At 42.6% G+C, this 8,455-nt stretch carries 1 protein-coding gene and 6 pseudogenes; 4 read left to right on the forward strand and 3 right to left on the reverse strand.

The window, feature by feature from the left end:
- The 3 pseudogenes from DXA05_RS25200 to nagA (DXA05_RS25210) all read left to right on the forward strand — a co-directional run.
- Nucleotides 1–137 (forward strand): annotated as a pseudogene (locus tag DXA05_RS25200) (transposase); the annotation flags it as partial.
- Between the two features lie 198 nt (nucleotides 138–335).
- A pseudogene (gene nagA, locus DXA05_RS25205) lies at nucleotides 336–1,501 on the forward strand (N-acetylglucosamine-6-phosphate deacetylase).
- A 21-nt stretch (nucleotides 1,502–1,522) separates the two neighbouring features.
- Nucleotides 1,523–2,694 (forward strand): annotated as a pseudogene (gene nagA, locus DXA05_RS25210) (N-acetylglucosamine-6-phosphate deacetylase).
- A gap of 258 nt (nucleotides 2,695–2,952) precedes the next feature.
- Here nagA (DXA05_RS25210) and DXA05_RS25215 read toward each other — a convergent pair.
- The 3 genes and pseudogenes from DXA05_RS25215 to DXA05_RS25225 all read right to left on the reverse strand — a co-directional run bounded on the left by DXA05_RS25215 (nucleotide 2,953) and on the right by DXA05_RS25225 (nucleotide 6,918).
- Nucleotides 2,953–3,314, reverse strand: a pseudogene (locus DXA05_RS25215) (thioredoxin domain-containing protein).
- Between the two features lie 193 nt (nucleotides 3,315–3,507).
- Nucleotides 3,508–5,172, reverse strand: coding sequence for a long-chain fatty acid--CoA ligase (locus tag DXA05_RS25220; protein WP_008022637.1), 1,665 nt, complete (start codon nucleotides 5,170–5,172; stop codon nucleotides 3,508–3,510).
- A 280-nt stretch (nucleotides 5,173–5,452) separates the two neighbouring features.
- A pseudogene (locus tag DXA05_RS25225) lies at nucleotides 5,453–6,918 on the reverse strand (potassium/proton antiporter).
- Between the two features lie 166 nt (nucleotides 6,919–7,084).
- Here DXA05_RS25225 and DXA05_RS25230 point away from each other — a divergent pair.
- Nucleotides 7,085–8,268 (forward strand): annotated as a pseudogene (locus DXA05_RS25230) (uracil-xanthine permease family protein).
- Nucleotides 8,269–8,455 lie beyond the last annotated feature (187 nt).

Consider the following 8,455-nt stretch of genomic DNA (forward strand, 5'->3'; position numbering starts at 1 on the left):
TGAACTTCTTTGTGAACAGGAGTACAAATGCAGCAGCGGAAGCATTTAATGCTAAAATCAAAGCATTTAGGGCATCATTTAGAGGAGTAGTGGATATGAGCTTCTTCCTTTTTAGGCTAGCAAAGGTATATGCATGAAGGGAATTGACTAAACTTAATCCCCCAAGAATTACAACTGAGCCCTAATATTGGACTTTATTAGAAGTTTATCGGACGATTTTATCGATAGATTGAATAGAAAAACGTAATTTTGCAAACGAAAAAATCAATGTACTCCCCCCAAAAAAGAGCGTCATTGATTCACACAGACCTTTAATTAATTTAACTATTTGTGATATGTTAACACAGATCATTAATGCACGCATCCTGACGCCTCAAGGTTGGCTGAAGGATGGGTCAGTTCTTATTCGCGATAACAAAATTCTGGAAGTAACCAATTGTGACCTTGCCATTATCGGAGCCAAACTGATTGATGCCAAAGGAATGTATATTGTTCCCGGCGGTGTAGAAATCCATGTTCACGGTGGCGGTGGAAGAGACTTTATGGAAGGCACCGAAGAGGCTTTCCGGACAGCAATCAAGGCTCACATGCAGCATGGTACCACCAGTATTTTTCCTACCCTTTCTTCTTCTACCATTCCGATGATCCGTGCAGCTGCGGCAACTACTGAAAAAATGATGGCGGAGCCAATAGCCCTGTACTCGGACTCCATCTGGAAGGACATTATTTCAATATGGACATGGCAGGCGGACAGATTCCGGAAAATATCAAAGATCCCGATCCCGAAGAATATATTCCGTTGTTGGAAGAAACACGCTGTATCAAACGTTGGGATGCCGCACCGGAACTTCCCGGAGCCATGCAATTCGGTAAATATATCACGGCAAAAGGTGTACTGGCTTCGGTAGGACATACCCAGGCAGAATTTGAGGATATACAGACGGCTTATGAGGCGGGATATACGCATGCTACTCATTTTTATAACGCGATGCCCGGTTTCCATAAACGGAAAGAGTACAAGTATGAAGGTACGGTAGAAAGTATTTATCTGATTGATGATATGACAGTGGAAGTGGTGGCTGATGGTATTCATGTACCTCCGACGATTTTGCGTCTTGTCTATAAGATAAAAGGAGTGGAACGCACTTGCCTGATAACGGATGCGTTGGCTTGCGCCGCCAGTGATAGCCAGGTTGCCTTTGACCCGCGTGTGATTATTGAGGATGGAGTCTGTAAGTTGGCAGACCATTCAGCCTTGGCCGGGAGTGTTGCAACGATGGATCGCTTGATTCGTACCATGGTGCAAAAGGCGGAAATTCCTTTGGAAGATGCCGTAAGAATGGCTTCCGAAACTCCTGCACGGATTATGGGAGTGCTCGACCGTAAAGGAACGCTGGAACGTGGCAAGGATGCCGATATGATCGCTTTGGACAGAGACTTGAACGTGAGAGCCGTATGGGCAATGGGAGAACTGGTGGAAGGCACCAACAAACTGTTTTAAATCTAATAAATAACAAAGACTATGTTGACTCAAATAATAAACGGAAGAATACTTACCCCGCAAGGCTGGTTGAAAGATGGTTCCGTATTGATTTGTGATGGAAAAATATTAGAGGTAACTAATAGTGATTTAGCGGTTATCGGTGCAACGGTTATTGATGCCAGAGGGATGACGATAGTGCCCGGATTCGTAAGTATGCATGCACATGGAGGTGGTGGGCATGATTATACGGAAGCAACGGAAGAGGCTTTCCGCACCGCAACCAATGCACATCTGAAACATGGTGCTACCGTTATATTTCCTACTTTGTCCTCTACTTCATTCGAAAGAATCTACCAGGCAGTCGATGTATGTGAGCACTTGATGAAAGAGAAGGATTCTCCGATTCTCGGTCTGCATATCGAAGGCCCATATCTGAATCCGAAGATGGCGGGTACGCAGTATGACGGTTTCTGAAAACTCCGGATGAAAATGAATATATTCCTTTGTTGGAGCGTACGTCTTGTATCAGACGTTGGGATATTAGTCCCGAACTGCCCGGTGCACATGATTTTGCAAAGTATACCCGTTCGAAAGGAATTATGACTGCTGTTACACATACCGAAGCCGAATACGATGAAATTAAAGCTGCATTTGCAGTAGGATTTTCTCATGCTGCTCATTTTTATAATGCGATGCCGGGTTTCCATAAACGTCGTGAATATAAATATGAGGGTACAGTGGAAAGTGTGTATCTGACGGATGGAATGACTGTGGAAGTGATTGCGGATGGTATTCATCTGCCTGCCACTATCCTGAAACTGGTTTATAAGTTGAAAGGCGTGGAGAATACCTGCCTTGTTACCGATGCTTTGGCGTATGCCGCTTATGAAGGGAATGAACCGATTGATCCTCGTTATATCATAGAGGATGGCGTATGCAAGATGGCGGATCATTCTGCGTTGGCCGGTAGTTTGGCTACGATGGATGTGTTGGTTCGCACTATGGTAAAGAAAGCGAATATTCCTTTGGAAGATGCCGTGCGTATGGCTTCTGAAACTCCTGCCCGTTTAATTGGAGTGAGTGATCGTAAAGGGGCGTTAGCAAAGGGTAAGGATGCTGATATTGTGATTCTTGACAAAGAACTGAATGTACGTTGCGTATGGTCAATGGGAAAGATCGTTCCGGGAACTGATAATCTGTTGCATAAATAACCATTGAAATAACCTTTGAAAGGGAAGAGGCCGTCCGGAGACTTCCTAAAAGAAAAATGCCCTTTACTAAGAACTAAACTGAATCCCAAAAGTTGGATACAAAATTTTAGGAGTTCAGTTTATTCTAGTAAGGGGCATTTTATAAGATCAAGGCTTTTCAGCCTCTTATTATAAAAATAAATGTTCTGTATTATATCAAAAGCCTGGTAGTTTATCAGTCTATCGTCATAAGGAACTTTCCGGACTTTCGATGTTTTTCTATTCTGAAAGTAAACTGGTTTCTATTAATTCTTTCAATTGGGCTTTATTCATAGTGCCTAATTTCATTGCCGGTTTGCCGTTCAACGGACAAAGTAACAGATTGGGAATGGTACGAATCTTAAATGCGCTTTCCAGTTCCGGTTCCTGATCGACATCCACTTTATAAATATCTAATTTACCTCGTATTCTTTTGCCAATTGGTCTAATATAGGCGATAATGCTTTGCAATAGACACACCAGGGTGCATGAAAATCGACCAGGCAAGGTTTATTCCCTTTAAAGTTCCAACTATCAGGATAAGATTGATAATCAGCTACTTTCTCAACAAAACTATCTTTGGTTAAATCTATTATTTTCATATATCCTATTTTTTTAATGATTCGTTTTATTTTCTCTCCTGCAAAGATAGGGGAGTTGGAATGAAAGAAGGCTGGCCATTTTTCCTGTTGTATTTACAATTCTTCCTTTATGGCTCTTTTCTAATCAAATTTTAATCTGATATGAGAGGCTTATAATCGTTTGCAAGATTACTTATCGTGTTATCTAGGATAATTATCCCTTTGCTTCCTGATACATAAAGCGTTTGATTGACTTTTTCGCAGTCTTTTCAAATTCCTCGAAATGGATCTTTATCTTGCTTATTTGAGAATAGTTAGGAAGCTGTTGATTCAACTCGATACGGTTTTGTTCCATCACTTTCTGAATATCCGTCTGCTGCAATCCATGAGCGAAAGCGTCATCGAAATCCGGATAAATCATTGCTACCAGCTTTTCATGCTGTAAGACAATCAATGATTCCGCAACATACGGCATATTGTTCAGTTTGCTTTCAATTTCTTCCGGATAAATATTTTGTCCGCTAGAGGTGAGAAGCAGGTTTTTGCTACGTCCGCGAACTGTTATGTAACCTTCTTCATCCAACGTGCCGAGGTCACCGGTATGCAGCCAGCCGTTAGCATCGATAATTTGCGCGGTAGCTTCCGGATTTTTATAATAGCCCAGCATCATGTTCATTCCTCTGCATACAATTTCTCCGGCATGCGTTTCCGGATCCGGCGAGTCAATACGGACTTCCATCCGGCTGGTTGCCTTTCCGCAAGAAGCAAGTTTCAGTGTTTCCCAACGACTGGAGCAAATGATAGGACCACATTCAGTCATACCGTAAGCGATTGTGTAGGGGAATCCTATCTTTTTGAGGAAGGCCTCAACTTCAGCATTGAAAGGAGCGCCTCCGATAATAATCTCGTCAAAGTTTCCACCGAAGATTTCCATGGCGGCCTGCCGTGCCAGCGATTTGATTTTATCATTCACGATAGGCACTTTAAGCAATAACTTACCGATTTTGCTGTCTACTTTAGGGAGAATATCTTTCTTAATAATCTTTTCCACAATCAATGGCACACAAGAGATCACTCTTGGTTTGATTTCAGAGAAAGATTGAGAAATGATTTTCGGAGACGGCATACGTGTCAGGAAATAGATGTGCGCACCTGCAGAAAATCCGTAAAGAAAATCATAGACCATACCAAACACATGCCCCATAGGCAACATGGAAACGATATGATCGCCCGGCTTAACAGGAAGCATCTCGAAGCAGTAAGCCACATTCGACCAAAGACTGCGATAGGGGAGCATCACTCCTTTAGAGTAACCTGTGGTGCCGGAAGTATAATTGATAATAGCCAGTTCTTCCGGACGATCCTTCCGGTAACAAATATGTTCCGGGCGGAAGTTTTTTGGATACTGTTGACCGTAAATCGCATTCCGGTGTTCAAAAGCATAAGTGAGTTTTTCGTTGCGGGAAACTAATGCTGAAAAATCTGCCAGCGAAGCAATCCCCTCTAATAAAGGCATGGCATCCTCATTCAGATTCTCCCAAGCCTGGTCGCCGACGAAAAGTAATTTGGCTTCGGAATGGTTGACGATATTATGGATATTATCTGCTTTGAATTCATGCAAAATGGGAACAATAACGGCTCCATAAGTAATCGTTGCCAGGAAAGTAACCGCCCAGTGAGCACTGTTACGTCCGCAAACGGCAATTTTATCTCCCGGCTGGATGCCGGCACTTTCCAAGACAATGTGAAATTTAGCGATTTTACGCGCTACATCCTTATATTGAAGGGTAATTCCTTTATAGTCAGTTAAGGCATCCTTGTCCCAGTTTTTGATGATGCTTTGCTCAATATAATCAATGAACTGATGTTCTTGTTCCATTCGATTTTTGCACATTTAGTTTAAAACTGCGCAAAATTAATACTTCGCTGATGTAAACCGAATTTTAAATTCAAGTTTTACGGTTAATTAACGGAGGGGAATGAACAATTTTTACGGCTTGCTAAGGCGTTTTCGTGTTTCTTCCTTAAAACTAGTCTGTTGGCCTATTTAAAACATTTCGTCTCCACACATGAAGAAGAAACGAGTGTCTTATAGGGACAAGAGGCTTCATACGTGGAGACGAATCAGTTATAGTGTATAGAATCAATCTTTTCGGATGTTAGTCAGAATCAGTCTCTTCTTCTTTTGATTTTTCGGAGATGAGCAGCAGTTTATCTCCTTCATGCAGTTTCAGCGTTCCGTTGGGAATCAGGAACTCATCTCCGCGCTTCACAATCATTACCAGCGTGCCTTTCGGGAGATTCATATCTTTCAATGTATCTGCTTCTTCCAGCATACTTTTAGTAATAGTCATATCACTAAGATCAGAGTCTATTTCTTCCGGGAGTTCCACTCCGAAATCATTTCCTGTTTTTTCCAGTGGTTTGGAAAGATTCAAGATCCGGGCTACGAAAGAAATCGTTGTTCCCTGTACCACCAATGACACGATGGTAATAAAGAAAACAATGTTGAAGATGAGGTTCGAACCCTCTACGCCCGCCACTACCGGATAGGTGGCAAAGATAATAGGAACTGCACCGCGCAATCCTACCCAAGAGACGAAAATACGTGATTTCATCGTAATTTTCCGGAATGGAAGCAAACAAAGGAATACGCTTAACGGTCGGCCGATAATAATCATAAAGACACCAATCAACAATGCCACAGCAGCTACTTCCAACATCTCGTGCGGATTGACAAGCAATCCCAGGCAAAGGAACATGATGATTTGAAACAACCAGGTCAGTCCGTCCATAAAGGTGTAGATATCCTTACGGTGCATGATTTTATTGTTTCCCACCATGATACCAGCGATATATACGGCAAGGTATCCGTTACCTTTCAGTAAGTCGGTGATGGAGAAAGTGAAAAATACAAATGCAAGTAATAAGATAGGATATAAGGCCTGATTGTCAATATTGAGCTTATTCAACATTCGGATTGCGAGCTTTCCGAGTACATATCCGGCAGCCGCACCGACGATAAACTGGATGGCAAAAGAGCCTACGATAGCTCCGACTCCCATACCAGACGATTGAATAAACTGTATCAGGACAATGGTAAGCATATAGCCATCGGGTCATTACTTCCGCTCTCCAGTTCCAGCATGGGACGGAGGTTGTGCTTTAAATTCATCTTCTGTGAACGGAGAATGGCGAACACCGAAGCCGAGTCCGTAGACGACATGGTAGAGGCCAAAAGCAGGGAAGTGGTGATAGGTAAATAAATATTAGACCAGCTCATACCTGATATCCACCAGATAAAGAGCCCGGTGAAAAGAGCTGTGAGCAGTACTCCGACAGTGGAAAGCACGATACCGGGACCTAAAATAGGTTTGATTTCTCTGAATTTCGTATCCATACCTCCCGAGAAAAGGATAATGCTAAGAGCGACCATACCGATAAACTGCGCGTCTTTCGCGTCGTGGAATTGCAGGCCGAGGCCGTCACTTCCAAACAACATTCCTACTACGAGGAACAATAATAAGGTAGGTACTCCAAAGCGATATCCGGTTTTTCCAACAACAATGCTGACGAAAAGTAAGATAGAACCGATAAGTAGGGTGTTTTCTGCTGTAAATATCATAGGCAATATATTATAAAGTTATAAAATTGTCGTTTTAATTCTCACCGTGCGAAGTTACACATTATTAACAACAAATAAAACCCCTTTTTAGATGTATTTTTGTGAAAAAAGGGAGTTAAATTGTCTAAAAAGACTAATTTTGCAGAGATTAATCTACATTATACTTATGGATTCAAATAATCTTACACCTTTGAGGAAAGGGGTGGTGGGGGTACAATTCTTGTTTGTGGCTTTCGGAGCTACGGTACTCGTGCCGTTATTGGTAGGGCTCGATCCTTCGACAGCTCTGTTTACAGCAGGTATTGGTACGCTTATCTTTCATGCCGTTACGCGTGGAAAGGTTCCTATCTTTTTGGGGAGTAGTTTCGCATTTATTGCGCCTATCATTAAAGCGACAGAACTTTATGGGCTGCCCGGCGCTTTATCCGGCATGGTTGGAGTTGCATTAGTTTACTTTGTGATGAGTGCGCTTGTCAAATGGCAGGGAGTGCGGGTGATTGAACGGTTGTTTCCTCCTGTTGTTATAGGGCCTGTCATTATTCTGATAGGTTTGTCATTGGCGGGAACAGGAGTGAATATGGCAAAAGAGAACTGGGTGCTGGCTCTCCTTTCATTGGTGACTGCGGTTGTTGTTTCGATGAAGCTAAAGGACTTTTGAAGCTGATTCCTATTTTCTGTGGGATTGTAGTGGGGTATCTGGCTGCATGGATCTTCTATGGTTTGGATTTGTCCGGCGTTAGAGATGCCGCCTGGATTGGATTGCCGCAGTTTGTCTTTCCTAAATTCTCATGGGAGCCGATATTGTTTATGATTCCGGTAGCTATTGCTCCGGTGATAGAGCATATTGGTGATATTTATGTGGTGAATACGGTTACGGGAAAAGATTTCGTGAAAGACCCGGGATTGCACCGCACCTTATTGGGTGATGGTCTGGCTTGTTTCTGTGCCGGATTGCTGGGTGGTCCTCCTGTGACTACCTATTCGGAAGTGACAGGAGCCATGTCATTAACAAAGATTACCAATCCGCAAGTGGTCCGAATAGCTGCCATCTCTGCTATCTTATTCTCCGTTATCGGTAAAATCAGCGCATTACTAAGATCCATACCTAGTGCGGTATTGGGTGGTATCATGCTGCTGCTTTTCGGAACGATTGCCTGTGCAGGTATTGGTAATCTGGTAAACAACTGCATTGATTTGAGCCGTACGAGAAATATAATCATTGTATCATTAACGTTGACTGTCGGGATTGGTGGTGCTGCTTTTAGTTGGGGTGATTTTTCGTTGTCCGGTATCGGATTGGCAGCTTTGGTAGGAGTAGTTCTCAATTTGATATTGCCCAAAGAAGATTGATATTCTATTCAAAAAGAAACCATCCACTATGCGGAAATAATAAACGAGGATGTGTCATAATGCCCAAATTGAAAAATTCCCCCTTGCTACAGCTATGTGTAGGGGCGTTTCTCTAAAGAAAGGAGCTTTGACTTTACCCTCCTTACACAGAGAAAAAGATAGTGACGGGTATAGATGGAAATAGTGA

Source organism: Bacteroides sp. AM54-2NS (assembly GCF_003602935.1).
GTDB classification, from domain to species: Bacteria; Bacteroidota; Bacteroidia; order Bacteroidales; family Bacteroidaceae; genus Bacteroides; species Bacteroides xylanisolvens.

Coding starts and splice junctions, on each gene's coding strand:
- DXA05_RS25220 (WP_008022637.1), bottom strand. CDS start 5,172: ATGGAACAAGAACATCAGTTCATTGATTATATTGAGCAAAGCATCATC.